Here is a 23007-nt window from a genome sequence, read left to right on the forward strand (position 1 = left end):
TGGTAACGCAGCGTTTTCCCGGGGTTGGCAAACGGGACCGGGCGGCGTATACGCGCGCTCTGAGCCAAAAGGAGCCGTGCCATGACGGGCAGCGCAAATCTCAACATCATGATGAAGGCCGCCCGCAAAGCGGGCCGTTCGCTGGTCAAAGACTTTCGCGAGGTCGAAAACCTTCAGGTGTCGATGAAAGGCGCAGGCGATTTCGTCAGCCGCGCCGATGTCGCGGCAGAAGAAATTCTGAAAGAAGAATTGCTGGGCGCACGCCCAACCTATGGCTGGCTTGCCGAGGAAAGCGACGAGATCCCGGGCAAAGACCCGACCCGCCGCTGGATCGTTGACCCATTGGATGGGACCACCAACTATCTTCACGGTTTGCCACATTGGGCGATCTCAATCGCGCTTGAGCACAAGGGTGAAATCGTGGCTGGCGTGGTGTTTGATGCCGCCAAAGACGAGATGTTCTATGCCGAAAAAGGGCAGGGCGCCTGGTTGAACGATAACCTGCGTTTGCGGGTCTCAGGCCGCTCACGCATGATCGAGTCGATCTTTGCCACCGGATTGCCCTTTGGTGCACGCACCGATTTGCCCGCCACGTTGCAGGATCTGGCGCGGTTGTCGCCTGCAACTGCTGGTGTGCGTCGCTGGGGCGCTGCGGCGCTGGACATGGCGTATGTGGCGGCTGGTCGATACGAGGGTTTCTGGGAACGCACCTTGCAGCCATGGGATATTGCTGCCGGCATTATCATCGTGAAAGAAGCGGGTGGATTTGTTCAACCGCTGAACCCCGCAGGTGACATCTTTGAGGATGGCGATCTGATCTGTGGCAACGAACCGATTTTTGATCAATTTGCCAAGGTCATCCGCAACATCTGAGACAATTGTTGTCGCTGACGTCAGGGTTTGCGGTCTGATGGATGGTTCACGCCATCTGCCCAGCCAATGTCGCCTAAATCCCGGGGGTTGACCCCGTCGAGCGCCCCAAGATTGACGCCATATTCGTTTGGATTTGAGCGGCGCTGATGGTGCGTGTATATCCCGCAGGTTTTGCAGAAATAATGTTTCGCGGTGCCTGTATTCCATTGATAAAGCGTCAGATTGTCGGCCCCTTTGACGATCTCGATGCCATCCAGCGGCGCAGTGACGGCCGCAGCCCCGCGACGGCGGCAAAACGAACAATCACATCGACGCGCCGTATTCAATCCATCGCTCAGGTCGACACGCAATTCTACGGCGCCGCAATGGCAGGTTAATTTGGTACTCATCGACGTCTCCTGACAGATGGAATTGTGCTTTGGGACAGGCGGTATTTGGTTTCAGGGTGCGGTGGTGCGCCATGTGTCGAACGCCAGAAATTCGGACCACCAAGGCGCAGCCAGACCGGAAGGGTCAGCAAAACGCCAGCCACAAATCCACCGGCATGGGCCCAATAAGCGACGCCGCCTGCGTTGCCGTTTCCTGTCACTCCGCTGAACACTTGCAGACCAAACCAGACGCCCAGCACGATCCATGCGCGGATGGTGAATATTTTGAAGAAGATGATAATGATCAGGATCACGTCCACGCGTGCCCTGGGGAACATCAACAGATATCCGCCCATCACCCCGGCAATGGCACCGGATGCGCCGATCATCGGGATATTGCTATAGGGGTCAGGCGCCATCTGGGCCAAAGCAGCACCCACCCCGCTGAGAAGATAAAACACCAGAAAGCCGATATGGCCCATCTCGTCTTCCATGTTGTCGCCAAATATCCACAGAAACAGCATGTTCCCCGCCAGATGCATCCAGCCCGCATGCAGGAACATAGACGTGACTGGGGTATGCAGGTTGTAGCCGTGATACACCTCACCCGGGATCAGCGCCCAATTTTGGTAGTAGAGTGCCAGACGGTAGTCATCGCCCATAATCGGCAATTGCAGCAGGAAGATCCCGACATTCAGCAGGATCAGGGCGTAGACAACATAGGGCGTGCGCCCCGACGGGTTGTGATCGCGTATTGGAAACATGCGGCCAAGCTGGGGGGAATTGGCCGGGGCGTCAAGCCGATCCCCCCAAAAGCGCTGCGTTTCCGCCGGCTGCTGTTGTGTCGGCACAAACGTGACGTTCACCGCGCACCCGTGTCGTATCGGGCAAGCCGGTGATCAGCGGCAGGATGGGCCCTGGACGGTTCGCCAGTGCCTGCGCATAGGTGCGCGCGTTTTCGATGTCGCCCCACCAAAGCACACCGGAAAAACCTTGCAGTGTTTCCAGAGCTTTGGGCGGCAAGTCACCATGTCCGGCAATTGCGCGCCCACCAAGTGCCGTGACGCTTTCGACCTGCGTCTGAGCGGCCTGTGCCCCTGGGCCAAGGCACAACACGGGCGGGCGCGCAAAGGTGCTGAGGCGATTGGATTCACCCGTCGGGCCGGGCAGGGACGTTGTTTGGGTTGGTGCGCCCTCGGGGCAGTTTAAGATCAGGCCCTGCAGAATGTCTTGCGGCATTGGAGCGGCCCAGTTTGCACCGATTTGGGGCGCGACAGCAGAAAACCGCGACAGATAATGCGGCCCGCCTGCCTTGGGTCCCGTCCCGGACAAGCCTTCGCCACCAAAGGGCTGGCTGCCGACAATTGCACCGATCTGGTTGCGGTTTATGTAAATATTGCCCGCCTGCACCCGGTCGGACACGTGCTGAACCCGGTCGTCGATGCGGGTTTGCAGGCCAAAGGTCAGACCGTACCCTGTGGCGTTGATGGCATCGATGACGTCGTCCAATTCGTTGGATTTGAACGTTGCAACGTGCAGAACCGGGCCAAAGATTTCCCGCTTCAGTTCGGCAATTCCGTTCACCTGAATCAGGGTCGGCGCAATAAAGGTGCCGGTTTGCGGAGTGGCGATTTGAAACAGGACGCGCCCCTCGTGTTGTGCCTGCGCGATATGATCCGCGATGCCGGAGCGCGCGGCGTCGTCAATGACCGGGCCGCTGTCTGTGCTAATTGCCCATGGATCACCAAGAGACAGCTCCTTCATCGCCCCTTTCAGCATTTCTAACAGGCTGGTTGCGATGTCTTCCTGAACGTACAGACATCTGAGCGCCGAGCACCGCTGGCCGGCAGATTGGAAGGCGCTTTCAACAATGGCTGTCACCGCCTGTTCCGGAAGGGCCGTTGAATCGACGATCATCGCGTTTAGCCCGCCAGTTTCGGCAATCAAGGGCGCGCCCGGTGATAGATGATTGGCCATCGTTGCGCGAATGTGTTTGGCCGTCGCTGTTGAGCCGGTGAACGCCACGCCGTTGACGCGCGGATCTGAAGTGAGGGCGGCGCCTACTGTGGCTCCGGCCCCCGGCAATAGTTGCAAGGCGGTTTGCGGTACGCCGGCCTCGTGCATCAAAGTGACGGCCAGGTGGGCGATCAATGGCGTCTGATCTGCAGGTTTAGCAAGAACGGCATTGCCCGCGGCCAAAGCGGCAGACACCTGTCCGCTGAATATCGCCAGTGGGAAGTTCCATGGGCTGATGCACGTGAACACCCCCGCTGGTGTCGCACTGGGGGCATTGGCCGCATAATACCGTAAGAAGTCGACAGCTTCACGCAATTCCGCCACCGCATCCAGAGGCGTTTTACCGGCCTCGCGTGCGAGTAACGCAAAAAGCTCGCCGTAGTGGCTTTCGAACAAATCAGCGGCGCGGTTCAATATGATGCCGCGTTGTTCCGCGGATGCGTCCCAGATGGCGGCCCCGGCAAGCGCAGTTTCGATGTCTGCGGCGCTGGCATTCGCTACGCTACCTGGCGAATCTGACGGCAGGAACGGGTTGCCGACTGGTTCTGCTGCCAGGGGAGCAGGCGTACCGGTAACGAGCGGCGCGGCATGCCAAATCTTGTCCTTGAATGGCGCGCGGACAATATCCAGCTGGTCCAGCGTGGGTACATCCGTCAGGTCAAATCCAAGCGAATTTACGCGCTCTGGCTCAAACAGTTCCGGCCCGCGAGGGAGTGCCTTTGGCGTGTCGATCAAGTTAAACGGATCGGTTGCGACGACCTCGGCGGGCACGTCTTCATCTACGATTTGATTTACAAACGAGCTGTTGGCGCCGTTCTCCAACAGGCGCCGCACGAGATAGGCCAGAAGGTCGCGATGCGCGCCGACCGGGGCATAGATGCGGCAACGAGTGCTTTGGGTTGTGTGAACAATGTCATGCAAAGCTTCACCCATGCCGTGTAAGCGCTGGAATTCAAAGGCTGTATTGTCATTCGCCATATCCAGAATTGCCGCCACTGTGTGCGCGTTGTGAGTGGCAAATTGCGGATAAATCCGGTCGGTCATATTCAGGAGCGCGCGCGCGTTGGCGATATAGGAAACATCGGTCGCGGCTTTGTTAGTAAACACTGGAAAGCCGTCAATCCCAAGCACCTGAGCCCGCTTGATTTCCGTATCCCAATAAGCGCCTTTCACAAGGCGAACCATGATCTTACGGTCATATCTTTGCGCAAGCTCATAAAGGTATGCAAGCGTCGCACCGGCGCGTTTGCCATATGCTTGCACAACCACACCAAACCCATCCCATCCGGCAAGCGCCGGTTCCGCCAGAACGTCTTCGATCACATCCATAGAGATCGAAAGGCGGTCGGCCTCTTCTGCGTCGATATTAAGCCCCATACCGGCGGACTTGGCGAGCAACGCCAAAGACCGCAATCGTGGAACAAGTTCTTCCATCACACGGTCTTTTTGCGCGATTTCATAGCGTGGGTGCAGAGCTGAAAGTTTGACAGAGATGCCGGGATTTTGACGGATGTCATCATGCTTGCAGGCCGAAGCGATTGCAGAAATCGCACGGCTATAGGCCAGATGATAACGCATTGCGTCAGCATCCGTTTTGGCAGCCTCGCCCAACATGTCGTAGGAGTAGGTATATCCCTTTTTCTCCATATTCGCAGCGCGTTCCATCGCAGAGGTAATGTCTTCTCCCAGCACAAACTGGCGCCCCATTTCCTTCATCGCGCGCGCCACTGCCGTGCGAATGACCGGTTCACCTAACCGTTTGACGGCGCCGCGCAATGTACCGATCAGACCCGGTTCATGATCGTCCAGAACCTTGCCGGTCAACATCAGCGCCCATGTAGAGGCGTTGACCAGAGACGACGCCGATCCGCCCAAATGCTTGCCCCAGTCGGACGGCGCAATTTTGTCCTCGATAAGCGCATCAATGGTTTCCGCATCTGGCACGCGCAGCAACGCTTCGGCCAGACACATCAGCGCAATGCCCTCATCCGTAGACAGCCCGTATTCGGCCAGAAAGACCTCCATCATTCCCGGGTCGGAGCGGTCACGAATGGCGCGCACCAGATCAGCCGCCTGCGCGCAAATGCGTGTCCTGTCCTGTTGCGTCAATTCCGCCTGATTGCACAGGTTCGACAGCAATACAGCCTCATCACAATAGGTCGAGGTGTCGATCAGAGAACGGGCAGGTGACATTGACATAGCGGGCTCCATTGGTTTCCGATAGTGTATGGTCTAATTCGCAGGAAGAACGCCCGAATTTGACGGATATGTCGGCCAAAGCGTCTGAATTTTGGAGAAATGATGTGCAAAACGATAAGTTGGAGATGGACCGGTTTGACCTATCGATTCTGGAAGTTCTGGCGTCAAACGGGCGCATCTCTATCACTGATTTGGCACAGCATATCGGGTTGTCCAAAAGTCCGACACAGGCGCGTTTGCGACGCCTGGAAAAGGAAGGTGTGATCACCGGTTATCGAGCCTTGCTGGACCCGGTGCGGTTGGGCCTTGATCATGTGGCGTTTGTTGAGGTGAAGCTGACTGATACCCGCGAGGCCGCGTTAAGGGCGTTTAACAATGCGGTTTTGCAAGTGCCCGAGATTGAACAAGCCCATATGATCGCCAGTAATTTCGACTATTTGCTCAAAGTGCGCACCAGCGATATGGCCGCGTATCGTGCTGTTTTAGGAGAGAAATTGTCGACCTTACCACATGTGGCCAGCACATCGACCTATGTGGCAATGCAGGCGGTCAAGGACACAGGCCTCGCAGAGATGTGACTTGGTCGATTTGTGAATCTTGTGCCAGAGTTTCGGCATGAAACGCATCGCGACAGTATTGTTCTTTTTTATGCCGGGTGTGTCGCTGGCATGTCCGGCAGCGCCCGATCACAGTGTTGAATTGGATCAGCTGATCGAGCAAGTCCAGAAGGCACCTGATGCGAGCACAGCTCAGGTTTTTGCCAACGATATGTGGACCTATTGGGCTGACGCGCCGGATGAGACAGCTCAGGAAATTCTGGACCGGGGCATGCGCAAACGTGCTGCCTGGGATTTGTTAGGGGCTCGGCAGGATTTTAATGCGTTGGTGAAGTATTGTCCGGAGTATGCCGAAGGCTATAACCAGCGCGCCTTTGTCAATTTTCTGCGCGAGGATTATGAAGTGGCATTGCCCGACCTGGAACGCGCCGTTGCTCTTTCACCCCGCCATATCGGGGCGCTTTCCGGCCGCGCGTTGTCTTTGGTAGGTTTGGGCCGGGATGCAGAAGCTCAGGATGCTTTGGCAGAGGTTTTGGAATTGAACCCGTGGTTGCCGGAACGGGTGCTTTTGAAACCCCCGAAAAGCCCAAACACGCTTGATCAGGAATTGTAGCATTTCAACGCTTTACATACCTGCATTTAGAGCTAAAGTCGCGCAACCGTTTTGACGGTGTGTGTACGAGTAGCCTGCGCGGTGAGATGTTTATTGCCAGGACCCTGTTACCCTTGCGTCATTTTGGGAAAATACATATGAAGCAAGGTGTTGAAGCAAGGCTTGGTATCAGGATCGAAAGTTAGTCCTGACTCAAGAATTGGAAGCAACGCCAGATGCGGGCGTGATGGAATGGTAGACATACCAGACTTAAAATCCTTGAGTCTGTGCGGTAAAACGCATACGGAACAATGCGTTGCGACTAAGAGACTGTTTTCAGGCCCGATATAGGCCCGAAACTGAAAATTGAAGAACAACGCCAGATGCGGGCGTGATGGAATGGTAGACATACCAGACTTAAAATCTGTTGGGCGTATGCCCGTGTGGGTTCGACTCCCACCGCCCGCACCAAATACCTATTTGGGAATTGAAATTCGACCTGAAGATCGAGACGGCGTAATAAAAACACCGACGTCAAAAAACTAATCTTGACGTTCCCAATGCAAGGAAATAGTAGGTTGTCCAGTTGAGCGGGCGTTGTGTAGTGGTAAGACCTTAGCCTTCCAAGCTAATGACGCGGGTTCGATTCCCGCCGCCCGCTCCAAATCTTCTTTTCCACATTATTCTATGTTTTCAATATGATCGTTCGCAAACGCTTGCTTTGCGTCAACTGGTCGCTTGACGCCTGTGCGCTTGAACGCCACTAACGCGGTGACATGTAGCCAGGGACACTAAAATGGCCAGACAACCTCAACCTCAAAGTGGTGAACAGGACCGCGAGAAGTCTAAACGTGTAGGTGCGTTGCGTAGGCTTGGGCCGTTTATGTATCCTTATCGGGTATTGGTTGCTTTATCATTGATGGCGCTGACGCTGACGGCGACGGTTTCGTTGTTGTTGCCGATGGCGGTGCGCCGTGTGGTGGACAATTTCGGCACCGAAAGCGAAGCGCTTTTGGACAAGTATTTTCTGGCTGCACTTGGTTTTGCCGCGCTGCTCGCTGTGGGTACGGCGCTGCGCTATATGCTGGTAACGCGGCTTGGCGAAGTTGTTGTCGCTGACATTCGCAAAGCGGTGTTTGATCGTGTCATTGGGATGAGCCCGTCGTTTTTCGAAAATGTCATGACTGGCGAAGTGCTGAGCCGGATCACCACGGATACAACTGTTATTCAGTCGGTTATCGGATCATCCGTATCCATTGCTTTGCGCAATACACTGCTGTTCCTTGGCGGGTTGGTGTTGATGTTGTTCACATCTACCAAGCTGACACTGATGGTGTTGTTGATAGTGCCGATGGTCATTGTTCCGATCCTTGTGCTGGGGCGTCGGTTGCGCAAACTCAGCCGGGAAAATCAGGACTGGATTGCCGAAAGCTCCGGAAACGCGTCCGAAGCCTTGTTGTCAGTTCAGACGGTGCAGGCTTTTACAAACGAAACGCAGGTCAAATCCGGGTTTTCGCGGGTCACAGATCTGTCATTGAGCGCCGCACTGCGTCGGGTCAATACCCGCGCGCTGATGACGATGATCGTGATTTTCCTGATCTTTACCGGGGTTGTTGTTGTGCTTTGGATCGGCGCCCGCGACGTGCGCGCCGGGGGTATGAGCGTCGGGGTTCTGGTGCAGTTCGTGATCTATTCGGTCATGGTCGCCGGCGCGGTTGGCGCGCTTTCGGAAATCTGGAGCGAGCTGCAGCGGGCAGCGGGGGCCACCGAACGGTTGGTCGAACTGCTGCAGACAGATGATTCCGTTGTTGAGCCTGATCAGCCTGTGACCCTTGCCCAGCCGGTGCGAGGCGAGATTGCGTTTGAAGGGGTTACGTTCAATTACCCCTCGCGCCCCAGCGTGTCCGCTTTGGACGCCGTTGACCTGACCATCAAACCCGGTGAGACAGTGGCCCTGGTCGGGCCATCCGGCGCCGGGAAGACCACCATTATTCAGATGATCCTGCGGTTTTATGATCCGTCCAGCGGGCGCGTAAAGCTGGATGGCGTGGCTTTGCCGGACATGGTCAGCGAAGACTTTCGGCGGCATCTGGCTTTGGTGCCTCAAGACCCGGTGATTTTTGCCGACAGCGCGCGTGAAAACATTCGCTTTGGGCGGCCTGACGCAACCGATGCCGAGGTTGAGACGGCTGCAAAAGCCGCCGCAGCCCACGAGTTTATCGTTGCATTGCCCGAAGGATATGACAGCCCGCTGGGTGAGCGGGGCGTCATGCTGTCGGGTGGACAGAAACAGCGCATCGCGATTGCGCGCGCAATTCTGCGGGATGCCCCGGTGTTGCTGTTGGACGAAGCTACGTCGGCGCTGGACGCTGAAAGCGAACGTTTGGTTCAGCAGGCCGTCGAAGAGCTGGCCGAGAACCGGACGACCATTATTGTGGCGCACCGGTTGGCAACTGTTAAGAAAGCCGACCGGATCATCGTGATGGAACAGGGGCGAATTGTGGCCGAAGGTCAACATGATGCGTTGGTTGCTGCCGGTGGGCTTTACGCAAAACTGGCGCGGCTGCAGTTCACGGAAGGCGCAGCATAGGCTGAATTTTCAGCATTTTGCAGCTATTTCCACATGGGAAACCGTCCAAATTGACTTATCTTAACGGTGTTACGCAGCGTTGCCAGCACAAGTGACCCGGCGTCTCCTCTCGTCAAAAGCTTGCGACATCGTGTTTTTGGTCGCATCTTGACGCAAGAGGGACGCCGCAAATTGCGGTCACAAATGGGGGGAGCACCTAATGAGTTTCGAGTCGCCAGATGATCTGAAATCCATCGAACAGGAAATGCCGTGGGCGGATCGGGGGTTGCCTGCCACGATTTATGGCTTTCTGAGTGCGACACGTGACAAGTTTCCAGACCGCCCGGCGGTCAGCTATCAGCTTTTGTCTGGCCCTACCGACAAGGCCGAGACGCTGACATGGGCACAGTTGCATGCCAAATCGGTGCAGGCGGCCAATCTGTTTCGCGATATGGGGGTCGGAGAAAAAGACGCCGTGGCCTATGTTCTGCCGAATTGTAACGAGACATTGTTTGCGCTGTTAGGTGGCATGATCGCGGGTATTTCAAACCCGATCAACCCGTTGCTGGAGCCGGAACAGATCGGCTCGATCCTGCGCGAAACCGGGGCCAAAGTTGTAGTCACGCTAAAGGCGTTTCCAAAAACGGATGTCGCACAAAAGGTGGCAGAAGCTGTGCGCCACGCACCCGGTGTGCACACCGTACTTGAGATTGACCTTAACCGCTATCTGACACCGCCAAAGAGCTGGATCGTTCCGCTGATCCGCCCCAAGAACCCGGGCAATCATCATGCGGACGTTAAAGATTTCAACAAGGAGCTGGCCAGGTACAATACGACGCTGGATTTTGACGATGGCGGCAAAGACCGTGTCGGCGCGTATTTCCACACCGGTGGGACAACTGGTATGCCCAAGGTCGCGCAGCATCTTTATTCAGGAATGATCTATAACGGCTGGATCGGTCAGCGCCTGTTGTTCACCGAAAAAGACAACATCATGTGCCCGCTGCCGTTGTTCCATGTGTTTGCGGTGCACGTGATCATGCAAGCGGCGATCGCGTCAGGCGCACATGTCGTTTTCCCAACCCCAGCAGGATATCGCGGCGAGGGCGTTTTCGACAATTTCTGGAAGCTTTGCGAGCGCTGGAAAATCAGCTTTGTGATCACTGTTCCGACGGCAGTATCTGCATTGATGCAACGCCCGGTGGACGCGGATCTGTCGACGATCAAAACGGCGTTTTCCGGCTCTGCCCCCATGCCGATGGAATTGTTCAAACGGTTTGAAAGCACCTGTGGTGTTGATATTGTCGAAGGATACGGGCTGACAGAGGCGACGTGCCTTGTGTCGTGCAACCCGCCCACCGGAGCCAAGAAAGTGGGCTCTGTCGGTTTGCCTTTCCCATATACTGACGTGCGTATTTTTAAGGGAACCGCAGATGGTCCGGTTGAATGCGCGGCGGATGTAGTCGGCGAGATCTGTATCGACAACCCGGGGGTTTTCGCCGGCAACACCTATACCGAAGCTGATAAAAACGCGGACCTGTATTATCACGACAAATACCTGCGGACCGGCGATCTGGGACGCATTGATGAGGACGGTTATCTCTGGATCACCGGGCGTGCCAAAGACCTGATCATTCGCGGTGGACACAATATAGACCCGGCTGAAATCGAAGAGGCGTTGCTGGCACATCATGATGTGGCGTTTGCTGGCGCCATCGGCCAGCCTGATGCGCATTCCGGCGAGTTGCCTTGTGTCTATGTCGAACTGGTCGACGGGGCTTCGGTGACGACCGATGAGTTGCTGAAGCATGCCAAAGTGCATGTGCACGAACGCGCGGCCCATCCCAAACACGTTGATATTCTGCCAGAATTGCCAAAGACGGCTGTGGGCAAAGTATTCAAGCCGGACTTGCGCAAGATGGCGATCACCCGCGTCTACAACGGCGCGCTGGAAAATGAGGGTGTGCCTGCACGTGTGACTGCCGTGTTGGACGACAAAAAGCGTGGTCTTGTGGCGCAGGTGACAAACTCTGGCGATGCGAGTGACGAAGAAGTCTCAAAAGTTCTGGGCGATTTTGTGCGTCCGTGGGAATGGGCCGACGTCGAAAGCTAAATCCTTCCCATCAATCAACAGAGGTCTCTATTTTCCAGGGCGCGGGCAAAATCCGCGCTCTTGTGCATTGCAGAGAATTAGTAGCTCTCTATAGTCTGCCGCGAGACTTAGAGGGAGGGCAAGCATGACCCATATATTGGCGATCGATCAGGGCACAACATCCAGCCGCGCGATCTTGTTTGATGGCGATATTCGCCCTGTCGCAGCCGAGCAGCAGGAGTTCACCCAGCATTTCCCACAATCGGGCTGGGTGGAACACGAACCGGCCGATCTTTGGCGCACAACAATCGAAACCTGTCGGGATGTAATGACCAAAAGCGGTGTCGGTGCTGCGCAGATTGCGGGCATCGGTATTACCAATCAGCGTGAGACCACGTTGATCTGGGACAAGGTCAGCGGCGAAACGGTTTACAATGCCATCGTCTGGCAGGACCGGCGTACGGCTGACATTTGCAAGACGCTCAAGGATCAGGGTCACGAAGAACGGGTCACAGCGGTAACAGGCTTGCTGCTTGATCCTTATTTTTCGGGCACCAAGGTTAAATGGATCCTGGACAATGTGGACGGCGTTCGCGCGCGTGCAGAGGCCGGAGAGCTGTTGTTTGGCACGGTAGACAGCTATTTGATATGGCGGCTGACCGGCGGAAAAGTGCACGCGACAGACGCCACAAATGCGGCGCGTTCGCTGATGTATGACATCCATGCCGGTGAGTGGTCAAAAGAGGTGTGTGAATTGTTGGGCGTCCCGATGCACATGTTGCCCGATGTGCGCGACTGTGCCGCCGATTTTGGCGAGACCGATGCAGAGTTGTTTGGTGCCGCGATCCCGATCCTCGGGGTGGCCGGGGACCAGCAGGCGGCGACCATCGGGCAGGCCTGTTTTGAGGCCGGAATGTTGAAGTCGACCTATGGCACCGGGTGCTTTGCGTTGCTCAACACGGGCGCAACGCCCGTGACGTCCAAAAACCGTATGTTGACGACAATTGCTTATCAACTGGACGGCAAACCGGTTTACGCGCTGGAAGGCGCGATTTTTATCGCCGGGGCGGTTGTGCAATGGTTGCGCGATGGTCTGAGGATCATCGACGATGCCAAAGAAACACAAGAGCTGGCTGAGGGCGCTGACACTGGTCATGAGCTGATTATGGTGCCCGCGTTTACAGGCCTAGGCGCGCCGTATTGGGAACCAGAAGCGCGCGGCGCTGTGTTTGGTCTGACACGCGCGTCAGGTCCGGCAGAATTTGCCCGCGCCGCGCTGGAAAGTGTGGGATTTCAGACAAGAGACCTTTTGGAAGCCATGCAAGCTGATTTCGAAGCGCGCGGTGAAACGGTTTTACGCGTGGATGGTGGCATGACGGCCAGCGATTGGACCATGCAGTTTCTGGCGGACATAATCGATGCGCCAGTTGACCGGCCAGAAGTATTGGAAAGCACCGCCAAGGGCGTTGCGTGGTTGGCGGGAATGCAGGCGGGGGTCTACCCGGGCATGCAGGATTTTGCCGCCACCTGGGCAATGGAGCGGCAATTTCAACCCGCGCGCGATGATGCATGGCGTGACAGGCGTTATGGCGATTGGAAACGGGCCGTGGCTGCGACCTTGTCGATGTCTGATTAGGAAAAGGCTGTCAGACCGGGCGCGGTCTTGTGGTCTTGATCGGCGGACAGAAGGAGATGGACCCCAACCCTGAAGCCGGGCATATCGGGTGAAAGCTCAAAGGAGAAGACCATGCCCGAATCCTGTGCCATTTGCGGTGCGCCAGACGCAAACAATGTTTACGTCGTTGCCCCACGTGACGATGACGCGACGGTGTGTGCAACCTGTCTGGCAGGGATTGAGGCGGGGCCATCCGACCAACCACACTGGCAATGTTTGCATGACGGTATCTGGAGCACTGAGCCAGCGGTGCAGGTGGTTTCCTGGCGTCTTCTCAATGGGTTGACCGAAGCGCTCTGGGCGCGTGATCTGCTGGACATCGCTTATCTGGAGCCAGATGTTCTGACCTGGGCCGAGGCTGGATTGCCGGACCCTGATGCGGTCGAACATCGCGACAGCAACGGTACGGTTCTGACCACAGGTGACACAGTCTCATTGATCAAGGACCTGCCGGTCAAAGGTGCCGGGTTCACGGCTAAAAGGGGCACAGCAGTGCGCAATATTTCGTTGGTTGCCGACAACGCGGAACACATAGAAGGCCGCGTCGATGGGCAACGCATCGTGATCCTGACAAAGTTTGTCAAAAAAGGCTGACGCGCACGCCGTTTCAGATGTCCAACCAGATTGTCACCGGCCCGTCATTGAGTAGCCGCACTTTCATGTCGGCCCCAAATCGACCCCGCGCGACGCTTAGCCCCAGCTTTTGCAGCGCGTCCGAAAAGAATTCATAAAGCCGTTCCCCCTCATCCGGGGCGGCGGCGGTTGAGAAACCGGGCCGGTTGCCGCTGCGCGTATCCGCAGCAAGCGTGAATTGCGACACAACAAGCACTTCGCCGCCCTGATCCACAACGCTGCGGTTCATCTTGCCGTTTTCGCCCTGAAAAATGCGCAGTTTGGAAATCTTGGTCGCGAGTTTCGTTGCCTGCTCCTGAGTGTCACCTTGCATTGCACAGACCAACACCAGAAGCCCGGGACCAATTTCCGAGATCACCTCGCCATCTACGGTGACGGAGGCATCAGATACTCTTTGCAGTAATGCTCTCATGACAGATCCTGTTTAATATCATGCAGTTGCGATCCCATGTCGGGAAATGTCTGCGCGGCTTTGATGCCGAACTCAGCAGCGGTTGATAGCGTTTTAGAGTGCGTCATCGCCAACGCGCGCGGGATGAGGCCATCGTTTTGCGACAGTGCGGCCAGAAAACCAGCGACAAATACGTTACCCAATCGGGACGGGCTGATTTCAGGTTTTGACGGGGTATTTACTGAAAAAGTGCCGTTGCGCGAAGACACTGAAACGCGCCCCTTGGAGTGGAGCTGAATGACAATTGAAGCCCGCCCGCATAGCAGCGTTTCGTGAGAACGATGAGGAAACGGTGTCCCATCGATGGGTGGTTGGATGATGATATCCGCCATTTCGGTCATGCGGCTCAGGCGCTTTTGGTAATCAGATTGGTGTTCGTTTGGCACATCCTGAGGGGGCGTGAGGTTCAGTACGGTTGTTTTGTCCACCCCGGCAAGATGCATCAGTGCCTCATAAACGCCCGCGGATTCGCGCCTGACCAAAGACGGACCGCCAAAGGTCAAAGCAGTGATGCCGTTCAGATCAGGGAGGTGCAGGGGGCTGAGTTTATGCGGCGGGCTGTCGATTGAGGAGCCGGATGCTTTGGGTGCGCGGGACAAATCCACGCCTGCGTGAACCAATGACTGTTCGATCTGGCGGCTGACCGCATCCTGCGACAGGGCCCCAAATAGACCGACGGGCTGATCCAGATGGGCAAGCGCGAGTGCCATTTCTACGGCATCCCCGACTGTAAAATCGCCGGAGGCAAGTTGCCCGTCCGATGTTTTTGCCAATACATCTGCGCAAGTCAGGATCATAAAATGCTCCTGTGACCGCCGTTTTCGAACCGTCGCCGTGCCAGGCTGAAACCTGACCAAGCAGCCGGGCAGGGATCAGAGATTGTCAGGCTGTGGCATGCCAAGGACATGATATCCACCGTCGACGCGAATGATCTCGCCCGTGGTGCAAATACCGGCATCTGAAGCCAGATAAACCGCCGTACCGCCAATCGCGCCAAGCGTTGCGTTGGCACGCATGGGGGAATTCTGATCGGTATGTTTGAATGTCGCGCGCGCCCCGCCAATGACCGCTCCGGCCAGTGTTTTCATAGGGCCGGGAGAGATCGCATTGACCCGAATTCCGTCTGGCCCAAGATCGTTGGCCAGATACCGGGTCGCGCTTTCAAGGGCTGCTTTGGCCACGCCCATAACGTTATAGAACGGGGTGACACGGTTCGCGCCCTGATAGGTCAGCGTCAGGATTGTTCCGCCGTTATCCTTCATCATCGGATGCGCGCGACGCGCGACTTCGATCAGGGAGTAGCAGGAGATATCCAGCGAATTCTTAAAGTTAGACCGCGTGGTATCGACAAAACGCCCCGCCAGTTCGTTCTTGTCAGAGAAAGCGATGGCATGCACCACAAAGTCGATGGTGGGCCATTTTGAGCTAAGCTCTTCGAAGGCCCGATCCAGCGACGCGTCATCCGTGACATCAACGTCCACAAGGAAATCGCTGTCCAGACTGGCGACCAGCGGCGCAACGCGTTTTCCAAAGGCCGCGCCCTGATACGTAAAGGCCAGTTCAGCGCCCGCTTCGTGCATGGCCTTGGCAATGCCCCATGCGATGGAGCGTTCATTGGCGACGCCCATGATCAGGCCGCGTTTGCCTTTGAGTGTGTCCGACATGGTTCAGTTATCCCTTGAATTTCGACAGCAGCATGGAGCCGTTGGTGCCCCCAAAGCCAAAGCTGTTCGTCATCACCGTGTCCAGACCGGCGTTTTCAATTGTTTTGGTTGCGATCTCGTCCGGGTTGATCGCCGGGTCGAGCGTTTCGACGTTGATCGAAGGCGTGATGAAGTCGCCATCAAGCATCAAAAGGCAGAAGATCGCCTCAAGTGCTCCGGCCGCGCCCTGAGCATGGCCGGTCATGGATTTCGTCGAAGAAATCGGTGGTGTGCTACCTTCGCCAAAGACGCGGCGCACGGCTTCAACTTCGCCGGCATCACCGACCGGGGTCGATGTGCCGTGGGCATTGATGTAGCTGACAGAGCGGTCTTCGGGCAGCGTCGAGATTGCGAGGCGCATCGCGCGCTCCCCGCCTTCACCGGAGGGCGCAACCATATCGTGCCCGTCGGAAGTTGCGGCAAATCCGGTGACTTCGGCATAAATTTTCGCGCCGCGTGCCAATGCATGGTCGAGGTCTTCCAGCACAACAATGCCGCCGCCACCCGAGATGACGAACCCATCGCGATTGGCGTCAAATGCCCGCGATGCCTGATCCGGAGTGTCGTTGAACTTGGACGACATCGCACCCATTGCGTCGAACAGGCAGGACAGCGTCCAGTCAAGCTCTTCTCCACCGCCGGCAAACATAATGTCCTGTTTGCCCATCATGATCTGTTCAGCCGCGTTGCCAATGCAATGCAGCGATGTCGAGCAGGCCGACGTGATCGAATAATTGATGCCCTTGATTTTAAACGCAGTGGCCAGATTGGCCGAAATTGTCGAAGACATGCATTTTGGAACTGCAAACGGGCCGATGCGTTTGGTGGCACCGGTTTTAAGAACTGTTTGATGCGCAGTCAGCATCGCTGAGGTCGACGGGCCACCGGACCCGGCAACAAGGCCGGTGCGTTCGTTCACAACATGGTCGTCGGACAGGCCTGCATCGGCAATTGCCTGTTGCATGGCGATATGCGCGTAAGCAGCACCGGGGCCCATGAAACGCAGAGTGCGTTTGTCGACAAGTTCCTTAACGTCGATCTCAAGCGTACCTGCGATCTGACTGCGGAAACCATGCTCGGCCATTTCCGGGCTGGCCTTGATGCCGGATTTTCCGGCTTTAAGAGAGGCGATCACCTCTTCGGCATTGTTGCCGATGGACGAGACGATCCCCAATCCGGTTACTACAACGCGACGCATCTGCGTTCTCCTTAAACTTGGGAGTGTCGATTATTCGGGCGCGAGTCCGACTCTCATGTCCTTGACTTGGTAAATCTCTTCACCATCTGCAAGAACCCGTCCGTTTGCCACGCCAAGCTTGAGCTTGCGGTCAATGATGCGGGTAAAGTCAACGTAATACGTCAGCATTTTTCGATCTGGACGCACCATTCCCTTAAGCTTTACCTCGCCAACACCCATGGCCATGCCTTTGCCGGGCATACCGCGCCAGCCAAGGTTAAAGCCCGTTAGCTGCCACAAACCATCCAGACCAAGACAGCCCGGCATAATCGGGTTGCCGGGGAAATGGCATTCAAAGAACCAAAGATCAGGCGTGATGTCGAATTCCGCGACCACGTGGCCTTTGCCAAATTCGCCCTGATCAGCGGAAATATCCGTAATCCTGTCCATCATCAACATAGGAGGCTCAGGCAGCTGCGCATTTCCCGGACCAAAAAGCTCGCCACGCGCGCATTTCAGAAGGTCCTCTTTGTCAAAGCTGGTCGGATAGTTGGACATGCGGGTGGGTCCCTTTGATTAACTGATCGTACATGCCCCCTCTAACATCGTGCAAAGTGGTCCTGCAAGGCGGCAATGAAGCACGTGGTTGGTCCTGCAACTCATTTTCATTTGAAAAAGGGGGGCAGGACGGGTTATATGATGTGTTAAGAAATGAGGCATTGCCGATGACGACGCAAGCTATTGAAAACGGAACCAACTGGCTGGCCAATGCCGGATTGCGCCCAACCCGACAGCGGGTGGCGCTTGCCTCGTTGCTTGTCGGTGATGGGAATGACCGTCACGTGACCGCAGAAAGCCTGTTCGCATCTGTGCGCCAAGCTGGCGAAAGTGTGTCTCTTGCAACCGTCTACAATACATTGCGGGCGTTTTGCGATGCGGGCCTGATGCAGGAAATTACGGTTGATGGTGCCAAAAGCTATTTCGATACCAACACCGGCGATCATCCGCATTTCTATTGGGAAGACGATCGAATGTTGACCGATGCTCCGGCAGATCAACTTCAAATCACGCGTTTTCCTGTGGCCCCGGAAGGTGCAGAAATTTCCAAGATTGATGTTGTGATCCGGCTGCGCCGAACGTAGGCGGATCAGATTGCGTTGTATGGCGTGACATCTTGTTCCAGCATTTCTCCAAACCAATAAGTGAGTTCTGATATGAAAGCCGTTATATGGCGCGCCTTTGGGGCAGCGCGTGATGTCCTTGTGTTCGAAGAAATTGAAACGCCTGTTCCTGCCGCCGGAGAAGTGCGTGTGCGAGTGGCCTGGTCAGGCGCGAACCCTTCGGATGTCAAAGCACGCTCTGGAAGTCGCCCGGGTGTGACCAAACCCGCGTACGAGGCAATTATCCCACACAGCGACGGATCGGGTGAAATCGAAGCTGTCGGTTCCGGTGTAGATCCATCGCGTATTGGTCAGAGGGTTTGGTTGTGGAATGGCCAATGGCAACGCCCGTTTGGCACATGTGCAGAATATATCTGTCTGCCCGCCGCACAGGCAGTGCCTCTACCTGCGCAGACGCCTTTGGAAGACGGCGCTGTTTTGGGAATTCCGGGACTAACGGCGTGCCACTGTGTTTTTTGCGGCGGCGAGATCGCCGGAAAAACAGTTTTGATCAGCGGCGGTGGCGGGGCAGTGGGCTATCTGGCAGTGCAACTTGCGAAATGGGGCGGCGCGCGCGTGATTGCGACATGTGGTGCGCGTGATATGGATCGCGTCGCGGCGGCAGGTGCCGATGCGGTTTTCGCATATGCTTCTGAGAGTTTGTCGCAAGATATCCTCGGCGCCACCGATGGCGCCGGTGTGGATATTGCGGTTGAAGTGGAATTTGGCGTGAATGCGGGACTTCTGGCCGAAGTTATGGCGCCCAACGGGCGCATCTCGATCTACGGATCCGGCAAAGACATGGCACCTGTGATGCCGTTTGGTCCAATGCTGTTCAAAGCCCTGACGCTGGACATTTCTCTGATCTACATCCTGCGCGACGGCGACCGTATTGCGGCGATAGACCGGCTGAACAGCGCGTTGTCGGAAGGCGCACTATCGATGCCCGCGCCCAATGTGTTTACCGCCGAGCAAGCGGCCGAGGCCCATGAAATGGTCGAGGCGGGGGGCAGGACCGGTGCGGTATTGGTGCGGTTTTAGTCGCTTAGACGTCCATCAGTCGCGGGTTTGAGACGCATCCAGTTACGTATGGCTGATCTTGCGCCCGTGGACTTTCCTGACAGGGACGCCTGAGGGATCAAAACCGTGCAGACATCGGGCGTTGATGGCCCAGCCGTCAAATGGCTTGACGCCCTGCGCAAGCTCTTGCGGCGTGGGGGCGGATGGGCGGCGAAATGGCAGTATTCCGCATCGCGGGCAAAAATAATCTTTGGCGGTGCGACTGCCCCATTCATAAAGTGAAAGCTGCGACAAAGATGTCTTCAGCCGCAATGCGTCGTCAGGAACCCGGAAAATCAACGCGCCGCGCTGATGACAGATTGAGAAATCGCAGACGCGAACATGATCAATGTCGGTAGAGACCTCGAACTGCACGAACCCACAATGGCAGGTGCCGCTATTTTGCATGGCTCAGAACCACTGGCCCGGTTCCATCAATCCAAGATCAAGCAACTGGCGCGAATGCCAGTCAAAACCGACCGAGTTGTGCCATTTGAATTGTTGAATTTGAAAAGTGCTGCCCGGATTAAACTTAAGCGCCTTGGCGGTGCGAAAGGAACAGACAGCCGCAGTCAGGTTGTTGTGCCAGGGCGAAGCGTAGGTGTTGTATTCTTCATCCGAGAAGGTGAAATCCGGACGTAACTTCAACCCTTCTTTTGCGCGAAATATCGAAATACGGTCGATCTTGCGCTTGTCGGCAGGAATGTGTTCCTCAAACCGCCATCTCAGACCGCCATAGAAATTAAGCTGACGTTCTTTTGGGTGATTGTGGTTGTCAGGGTCATTGCGGGCCAGCGCGTAATAGCCGGTTCTGTCCATAAGCGCGCTGTCAAGTGATACTGCATTCGGGTTGGTCTCTAGATCGGTCGCGTAAAGGTCGATAACATAAGTCAGCATCGCATCGCGGCGTTCTTCGGTGTGGAAGGTCAGCATTTCGCCAACGGTGCGCGATTCACAAAATGGATAAAGCAGATATTCGGAGTTGAAGCAGTAATAAAGCCAAACACCAATGGCCGCATCGTTGATGGCGTTCACAGCATCAAACATGGGCTCGCCGCGTGGGCTCTCCAGTGTCACGCGAGGGCACTTCTCGGCAAGTTCAGGGGCAATATTAAACGCAGCAGGGCTGAACAGAACAACCTTGCTGAACCCAAGATCGAGATGGTGTCGAAGCGTTGTGTTAATCTCAACATCATCTTCGGCAAAGATCAGCGCCACAGGGCCTTTTGCAAGGTGCTCTTGTCCCGTGCGCAAAAAATGTGAAATGGAATCGTACTGCATGCCCGGCCTCGCCGTTGTTTTGAGCCAGATTCGGTCAAAACGGGGTGCATTGCAAGCCGCCCCGGTTTTGATGTAGGGAAGCGCCCTGAGACCGCGAGGAAAAACACCCATGGCCGATACAAAAAAGCTGTTTATCAAGACCTACGGCTGTCAGATGAATGTCTATGACAGCGAACGGATGGCCGAAGCCATGGGCGGGGCCGGATATGAGACCACCGATACGGTGGACGACGCTGATATGATCTTGCTCAATACCTGCCATATTCGCGAAAAAGCGGCCGAAAAAGTGTATTCCGAGCTGGGGCGTTTCAAAGGGTTGAAGGCGGAAAAGCCGGACTTGAAAATCGGTGTTGCTGGTTGTGTTGCGCAGGCTGAAGGCGAAGAAATCATGCGCCGTCAGCCGATGGTCGATCTGGTGGTCGGGCCGCAGGCATATCATCGCCTGCCCGAAATGGAAGCCAAAGCGCAGGCCGGCGAAAAAGCGCTGGATACGGATTTCCCGGAAGAAGACAAATTCGAAAAGCTGAAACGCCGCCCCAGGGCAAAGCGAGGCCCGACGGCATTTTTGACCGTGCAGGAAGGGTGCGATAAATTCTGCGCGTTTTGCGTGGTGCCCTATACGCGGGGCGCCGAAGTGAGCCGTCCTGTGGATCGCATTCTGACCGAAGCACGCGATCTCGTCGAGCGCGGTGTGCGCGAAATCACTCTGTTGGGGCAAAACGTAAATGCCTATCATGGAGCCGGGGCAGATGGTGACTGGAGCCTTGCGCGCCTGATTTGGGAACTCGACAAAGTGGATGGGCTGGAACGTATCCGGTTCACGACAAGTCACCCTAACGACATGATGGATGACCTGATCGAAGCGCATGGTACCTGTCAGAAGCTGATGCCGTATCTGCATTTACCTGTGCAGTCGGGGAGTGACAAAATTCTCAAACGCATGAATCGCAATCACGACCGTGACAGCTATCTTAAACTGATCGAGCGCATCCGCGAGGCCCGGCCCGACATTCTGTTATCGGGTGATTTTATCGTCGGATTTCCCGAGGAAACCGAAGCCGATTTTCAGGACACGATGGATTTAATCGAAGACGTTAAGTACGGGCAGGCATTTAGCTTTAAATATTCGACCCGCCCGGGAACCCCCGCAGCAGAACGCGCATTGGTGGACGATGCCGAAGCAACGGACCGGCTTTATCGATTGCAGGGTCTGATCACTCAGCAACAACGCGAGATTCAAGACAGTATGGTTGGGCGCGAAGTGAGCGTCTTGTTCGAGCGGGCTGGCCGTTTTGAGGGGCAGATGATGGGCAAGTCCGAGTATCTGCACGCGGTGCATGTCGCCGATTGCAAGGCCGAAATTGGCGAGCTTGCAAAGGTAAGAATCGTGGAAAGCAGAACCAATTCACTTGCAGGAAAACTGATCTGAGATTGGCTCCGAATTGGAGACAGTTCGCCCGGTTTTGTCGAATTGAACAGCAACTGAAAACACACGTGTCTAAATTTAGCCTCATTTTTGCCTTTTTTTTGTGACCCGCCGGTCGGATGCCGTGATTAATCCTTCACAAGAGCGCTCAATCCGCTAAGCTATTAGGATTAGTGGAAGTCTTGATTTCGAATACGATTCACGAGATCGACTTTCGGGGGATTTTGAGAGGATCAAGTTGTGGCGGAAAACTTAAGGAAGTCAGTCCGAGGCGCTTTGGGAGGGGTCGCCGCGGTCTGCATCGCAATTGCGGCAATCGCCCAGCCTGTGGTCGCACAAACTCAGCGCACTGTTCTGGGGCAAGAATACATTCCCACTGTTTGGGTTGACCCGGACGGGTGCGAACACTGGGTAATGGATGATGGCGCTGAAGGGTATATGACCCCACATGTCAACCGTAAGGGCATTCCAGTCTGTCGGCGCGGGAACGTGTGTGGTGTGATGAATTCAGACCAGTTCTTTGCAACAGATAAATACTACATCAATTCGGCGAACCGACAGAAGCTGGCACAGTTTTTCCAAAGCGCGTCTGCTTCGGCGTTCATCATTGCTGGTCACACCGATAGCCGGGCATCGGACTCGTATAACATGCGTCTGAGCCACAACCGTGCCAACGCGGTTGCTCAGGTGGCCCGTTCGACAGGCGCCCGGGTTGTAGATATCCGTGGGTACGGTGAACGGATGCCACGTGCGACCAACCGGACTGCCGCCGGAATGTCGCAAAACCGTCGCGTCGAAATCATTTGTTTGCGCTGAGGAGGAACAACATGAAACTGATCAAGGGTGTTCTTGTGCTTGCGCTGGGTGTCGGAGTTTCGGCCTGTGACAACAAGGTCGACAAGACTGTGGATCGTGGCTTTGACAGCGACCACATCAGCACGATGACTGCTGGTATCTGGGTGGACCCGGTTGGGTGTGACCACTGGATTATCGATGATGGCGTTGAGGGATATTTGTCTCAGCGGCTTGATCCGTATGGCAAGCCTGTGTGTTCCGGTGCGGCGCCTCCCGGCGTGGCGACAGGCCCATTCAAGCAAGGTTCGGCGTTCAAAGACCAGATCTGAGTTTGAGCGTTACAATTTTAGACCGCGTACACCTTGTACGCGGTCTTTTTTG

Annotated in this window: 22 protein-coding genes and 2 tRNA genes; 14 read left to right on the top strand and 10 right to left on the bottom strand. The window is 55.9% G+C overall.

Going from position 1 to position 23007, the window contains the following annotated elements:
- Window positions 1–81: 81 nt before the first annotated feature.
- Window positions 82–873 (top strand): inositol monophosphatase family protein, encoded by a 792-nt coding sequence (locus ABJI08_RS10570; protein ID WP_348401796.1) that lies wholly within the window; start codon window positions 82–84, stop codon window positions 871–873.
- 20 nt (window positions 874–893) lie between these two features.
- Here ABJI08_RS10570 and ABJI08_RS10575 read toward each other — a convergent pair whose 3' ends face one another.
- The 3 genes from ABJI08_RS10575 to putA are packed head-to-tail and all read right to left on the bottom strand — an operon-like array spanning window position 894 to window position 5456.
- Window positions 894–1262, bottom strand: coding sequence for a GFA family protein (locus ABJI08_RS10575; RefSeq protein ID WP_348401797.1), 369 nt, complete (start codon window positions 1260–1262; stop codon window positions 894–896).
- A complete protein-coding gene (locus tag ABJI08_RS10580; protein ID WP_348401798.1) occupies window positions 1259–2005 on the bottom strand; it encodes a rhomboid family intramembrane serine protease in 747 nt (248 codons plus the stop codon). The genes ABJI08_RS10575 and ABJI08_RS10580 overlap by 4 nt, the downstream gene beginning before the upstream one ends.
- Window positions 2006–2036: 31 nt before the next feature.
- A complete protein-coding gene (gene putA / locus ABJI08_RS10585) occupies window positions 2037–5456 on the bottom strand; it encodes a bifunctional proline dehydrogenase/L-glutamate gamma-semialdehyde dehydrogenase PutA (RefSeq protein WP_348401799.1) in 3420 nt (1139 codons plus the stop codon).
- A gap of 125 nt (window positions 5457–5581) precedes the next feature.
- On the opposite strand from putA, the gene ABJI08_RS10590 reads away from it, so the two are divergent.
- From ABJI08_RS10590 to ABJI08_RS10625, 8 genes are all read left to right on the top strand, one after another.
- Window positions 5582–6034, top strand: coding sequence for an Lrp/AsnC ligand binding domain-containing protein (locus tag ABJI08_RS10590; protein WP_348401850.1), 453 nt, complete (start codon window positions 5582–5584; stop codon window positions 6032–6034).
- Window positions 6035–6071: 37 nt separating this feature from the next.
- A complete protein-coding gene (locus ABJI08_RS10595) occupies window positions 6072–6626 on the top strand; it encodes a hypothetical protein (protein ID WP_348401800.1) in 555 nt (184 codons plus the stop codon).
- Window positions 6627–6990: 364 nt separating this feature from the next.
- Window positions 6991–7076 (top strand) — tRNA-Leu (locus ABJI08_RS10600).
- Window positions 7077–7195: 119 nt separating this feature from the next.
- Window positions 7196–7269, top strand: a tRNA-Gly gene (locus ABJI08_RS10605).
- A gap of 132 nt (window positions 7270–7401) precedes the next feature.
- Window positions 7402–9195 carry an ABC transporter transmembrane domain-containing protein gene (locus ABJI08_RS10610; RefSeq protein WP_348401801.1) on the top strand — a complete coding sequence of 598 codons (1794 nt, stop codon included), beginning with the start codon at window positions 7402–7404 and terminating at the stop codon, window positions 9193–9195.
- Window positions 9196–9394: 199 nt separating this feature from the next.
- Window positions 9395–11287, top strand: coding sequence for an acyl-CoA synthetase (locus ABJI08_RS10615; protein ID WP_348401802.1), 1893 nt, complete (start codon window positions 9395–9397; stop codon window positions 11285–11287).
- Window positions 11288–11411: 124 nt separating this feature from the next.
- The gene (gene glpK, locus ABJI08_RS10620) at window positions 11412–12902 is read left to right on the top strand and encodes a glycerol kinase GlpK (RefSeq protein WP_348401803.1); all 1491 of its coding nucleotides are present in this window, start codon (window positions 11412–11414) and stop codon (window positions 12900–12902) included.
- Window positions 12903–13013: 111 nt separating this feature from the next.
- The gene (locus tag ABJI08_RS10625) at window positions 13014–13535 is read left to right on the top strand and encodes an alkylphosphonate utilization protein (protein WP_348401804.1); all 522 of its coding nucleotides are present in this window, start codon (window positions 13014–13016) and stop codon (window positions 13533–13535) included.
- 13 nt (window positions 13536–13548) lie between these two features.
- On the opposite strand, the gene dtd is transcribed toward ABJI08_RS10625, so the two are convergent.
- The 5 genes from dtd to fabA form a co-directional block, all read right to left on the bottom strand.
- A complete protein-coding gene (gene dtd, locus ABJI08_RS10630; RefSeq protein ID WP_348401805.1) occupies window positions 13549–13986 on the bottom strand; it encodes a D-aminoacyl-tRNA deacylase in 438 nt (145 codons plus the stop codon).
- Window positions 13983–14822 (bottom strand): hypothetical protein, encoded by an 840-nt coding sequence (locus tag ABJI08_RS10635; protein ID WP_348401806.1) that lies wholly within the window; start codon window positions 14820–14822, stop codon window positions 13983–13985. Before ABJI08_RS10635 ends, dtd begins: the two co-directional genes overlap by 4 nt.
- Before the next feature lie 75 nt (window positions 14823–14897).
- On the bottom strand, window positions 14898–15689 hold the full coding sequence (locus ABJI08_RS10640; RefSeq protein WP_348401807.1) for an enoyl-ACP reductase: 792 nt from the start codon (window positions 15687–15689) through the stop codon (window positions 14898–14900).
- Window positions 15690–15696: 7 nt separating this feature from the next.
- On the bottom strand, window positions 15697–16926 hold the full coding sequence (gene fabB / locus ABJI08_RS10645) for a beta-ketoacyl-ACP synthase I (RefSeq protein ID WP_348401808.1): 1230 nt from the start codon (window positions 16924–16926) through the stop codon (window positions 15697–15699).
- Between the two features lie 30 nt (window positions 16927–16956).
- Window positions 16957–17463, bottom strand: a complete 507-nt coding sequence (fabA, locus tag ABJI08_RS10650) for a bifunctional 3-hydroxydecanoyl-ACP dehydratase/trans-2-decenoyl-ACP isomerase (protein WP_348401809.1) — start codon at window positions 17461–17463, stop codon at window positions 16957–16959.
- 167 nt (window positions 17464–17630) lie between these two features.
- On the opposite strand from fabA, the gene irrA reads away from it, so the two are divergent.
- Together irrA and ABJI08_RS10660 are read left to right on the top strand one after the other, a co-directional pair.
- Window positions 17631–18047: an iron response transcriptional regulator IrrA gene (irrA, locus tag ABJI08_RS10655; RefSeq protein ID WP_348401810.1), complete on the top strand. Its 417-nt coding sequence runs from the start codon at window positions 17631–17633 to the stop codon at window positions 18045–18047.
- 72 nt (window positions 18048–18119) lie between these two features.
- Window positions 18120–19106, top strand: a complete 987-nt coding sequence (locus ABJI08_RS10660) for an NADPH:quinone reductase (RefSeq protein WP_348401811.1) — start codon at window positions 18120–18122, stop codon at window positions 19104–19106.
- A gap of 42 nt (window positions 19107–19148) precedes the next feature.
- On the opposite strand, the gene ABJI08_RS10665 is transcribed toward ABJI08_RS10660, so the two are convergent.
- Window positions 19149–19532, bottom strand: coding sequence for a GFA family protein (locus tag ABJI08_RS10665; RefSeq protein WP_348401812.1), 384 nt, complete (start codon window positions 19530–19532; stop codon window positions 19149–19151).
- A gap of 3 nt (window positions 19533–19535) precedes the next feature.
- Window positions 19536–20405 (bottom strand): hypothetical protein, encoded by an 870-nt coding sequence (locus ABJI08_RS10670; RefSeq protein WP_348401813.1) that lies wholly within the window; start codon window positions 20403–20405, stop codon window positions 19536–19538.
- 109 nt (window positions 20406–20514) lie between these two features.
- Between ABJI08_RS10670 and miaB the strand changes: the two genes are divergently transcribed.
- The 3 genes from miaB (at window position 20515) to ABJI08_RS10685 (ending at window position 22955) form a co-directional block, all read left to right on the top strand.
- On the top strand, window positions 20515–21834 hold the full coding sequence (gene miaB / locus ABJI08_RS10675; protein WP_348401814.1) for a tRNA (N6-isopentenyl adenosine(37)-C2)-methylthiotransferase MiaB: 1320 nt from the start codon (window positions 20515–20517) through the stop codon (window positions 21832–21834).
- Window positions 21835–22107: 273 nt separating this feature from the next.
- Window positions 22108–22647, top strand: a complete 540-nt coding sequence (locus ABJI08_RS10680) for an OmpA family protein (RefSeq protein WP_348401815.1) — start codon at window positions 22108–22110, stop codon at window positions 22645–22647.
- An 11-nt stretch (window positions 22648–22658) separates the two neighbouring features.
- Window positions 22659–22955 carry a hypothetical protein gene (locus ABJI08_RS10685; protein ID WP_348401816.1) on the top strand — a complete coding sequence of 99 codons (297 nt, stop codon included), beginning with the start codon at window positions 22659–22661 and terminating at the stop codon, window positions 22953–22955.
- Window positions 22956–23007: the final 52 nt, after the last annotated feature.

This window comes from Shimia sp. (assembly GCF_039969785.1).
Lineage (GTDB): Bacteria > Pseudomonadota > Alphaproteobacteria > Rhodobacterales > Rhodobacteraceae > Shimia.

What these genes read in the sequence shown, in the direction of transcription:
- ABJI08_RS10580 (WP_348401798.1), bottom strand. Translation starts at nt 2,005, where the DNA reads ATGTTTCCAATACGCGATCACAACCCGTCGGGGCGCACGCCCTATGTT.
- ABJI08_RS10640 (WP_348401807.1), bottom strand. Translation starts at nt 15,689, where the DNA reads ATGTCGGACACACTCAAAGGCAAACGCGGCCTGATCATGGGCGTCGCC.
- ABJI08_RS10660 (WP_348401811.1), top strand. Translation starts at nt 18,120, where the DNA reads ATGAAAGCCGTTATATGGCGCGCCTTTGGGGCAGCGCGTGATGTCCTT.
- ABJI08_RS10575 (WP_348401797.1), bottom strand. Translation starts at nt 1,262, where the DNA reads ATGAGTACCAAATTAACCTGCCATTGCGGCGCCGTAGAATTGCGTGTC.
- ABJI08_RS10570 (WP_348401796.1), top strand. Translation starts at nt 82, where the DNA reads ATGACGGGCAGCGCAAATCTCAACATCATGATGAAGGCCGCCCGCAAA.
- ABJI08_RS10685 (WP_348401816.1), top strand. Translation starts at nt 22,659, where the DNA reads ATGAAACTGATCAAGGGTGTTCTTGTGCTTGCGCTGGGTGTCGGAGTT.
- ABJI08_RS10670 (WP_348401813.1), bottom strand. Translation starts at nt 20,405, where the DNA reads ATGCAGTACGATTCCATTTCACATTTTTTGCGCACGGGACAAGAGCAC.
- dtd (WP_348401805.1), bottom strand. Translation starts at nt 13,986, where the DNA reads ATGAGAGCATTACTGCAAAGAGTATCTGATGCCTCCGTCACCGTAGAT.
- ABJI08_RS10595 (WP_348401800.1), top strand. Translation starts at nt 6,072, where the DNA reads ATGAAACGCATCGCGACAGTATTGTTCTTTTTTATGCCGGGTGTGTCG.
- fabA (WP_348401809.1), bottom strand. Translation starts at nt 17,463, where the DNA reads ATGTCCAACTATCCGACCAGCTTTGACAAAGAGGACCTTCTGAAATGC.
- miaB (WP_348401814.1), top strand. Translation starts at nt 20,515, where the DNA reads ATGGCCGATACAAAAAAGCTGTTTATCAAGACCTACGGCTGTCAGATG.
- putA (WP_348401799.1), bottom strand. Translation starts at nt 5,456, where the DNA reads ATGTCAATGTCACCTGCCCGTTCTCTGATCGACACCTCGACCTATTGT.
- ABJI08_RS10665 (WP_348401812.1), bottom strand. Translation starts at nt 19,532, where the DNA reads ATGCAAAATAGCGGCACCTGCCATTGTGGGTTCGTGCAGTTCGAGGTC.
- ABJI08_RS10625 (WP_348401804.1), top strand. Translation starts at nt 13,014, where the DNA reads ATGCCCGAATCCTGTGCCATTTGCGGTGCGCCAGACGCAAACAATGTT.
- ABJI08_RS10610 (WP_348401801.1), top strand. Translation starts at nt 7,402, where the DNA reads ATGGCCAGACAACCTCAACCTCAAAGTGGTGAACAGGACCGCGAGAAG.
- ABJI08_RS10615 (WP_348401802.1), top strand. Translation starts at nt 9,395, where the DNA reads ATGAGTTTCGAGTCGCCAGATGATCTGAAATCCATCGAACAGGAAATG.
- irrA (WP_348401810.1), top strand. Translation starts at nt 17,631, where the DNA reads ATGACGACGCAAGCTATTGAAAACGGAACCAACTGGCTGGCCAATGCC.
- fabB (WP_348401808.1), bottom strand. Translation starts at nt 16,926, where the DNA reads ATGCGTCGCGTTGTAGTAACCGGATTGGGGATCGTCTCGTCCATCGGC.
- ABJI08_RS10590 (WP_348401850.1), top strand. Translation starts at nt 5,582, where the DNA reads ATGGACCGGTTTGACCTATCGATTCTGGAAGTTCTGGCGTCAAACGGG.
- ABJI08_RS10635 (WP_348401806.1), bottom strand. Translation starts at nt 14,822, where the DNA reads ATGATCCTGACTTGCGCAGATGTATTGGCAAAAACATCGGACGGGCAA.
- glpK (WP_348401803.1), top strand. Translation starts at nt 11,412, where the DNA reads ATGACCCATATATTGGCGATCGATCAGGGCACAACATCCAGCCGCGCG.